Annotated in this window: 2 protein-coding genes; both read right to left on the bottom strand. The window is 46.3% G+C overall.

The window, feature by feature from the left end; genetic code table 11:
• Window positions 1–104: 104 nt before the first annotated feature.
• Window positions 105–185 (bottom strand): protein YrbN, encoded by an 81-nt coding sequence (yrbN, locus tag AC5O77_RS22065; protein ID WP_010723222.1) that lies wholly within the window; start codon window positions 183–185, stop codon window positions 105–107.
• 106 nt (window positions 186–291) lie between these two features.
• On the bottom strand, window positions 292–630 hold a 339-nt coding region (locus tag AC5O77_RS22070), incomplete at its 5' end, for a hypothetical protein (RefSeq protein ID WP_494507205.1).

Raw genomic sequence — 630 nt, forward strand, 5'->3', positions numbered from 1 at the left:
GAATACACTCTGCCTGAATTGGAGATGGTTTTTCGTAACCCAGATCGTTAAGGGCTTCAAGGATAGGAGCCTTCAGGCCCAGATCTGCAAAAGTGGTTTCGAATTCAGCCATGTAGTACGTGTGCCTCAAAATTAATGGCGGCCAGTCTACATAACTCATCATGAAATTGATCAGCAATTTTCATTGAAAAGTGTGAACCGGCTCAAAGTAGGTGTATTAACGAACAACAACGCCCTCACCCGTTAAGGTGATGGCAATCAAAAAAGATTACGGGCTGATGTGTACGTCAGCTATTGCTGGTCCGATTCTGCCAGGTCATCTTGGTCCTGGCCCAGGAGCGATAATTCCAACAATGCGTATCGGTGCTCAACAAAGTTATGAACGTTGTTGGCAACCGCCAGTTTGAACAGTGCCGTGGCGCTGTCCAAATCCCCCAGACTTAGGTAGTACTTACCTAAATAGAAGTTGGTTTCACTGAGATGCTCAGCGAGCGAGGTGTTATCCGTTGCGTCCGCCTTGAGCCTTTCCATTAACGTTTGTTCGCTAATGTTGCCCAGGTAGAACTCGACAATGTTCCATCCCCACTGTTCCTTATCCGATTTTTCGAAGTGCTGTTTCAACACTTCTTT

The organism is Stenotrophomonas sp. INTA L402-1, from assembly GCF_059295135.1.

Excerpts from the sequence above, each read along its gene's own strand:
- yrbN (WP_010723222.1), bottom strand. The coding sequence starts at position 185 with ATGAAAATTGCTGATCAATTTCATGATGAGTTATGTAGACTGGCCGCC.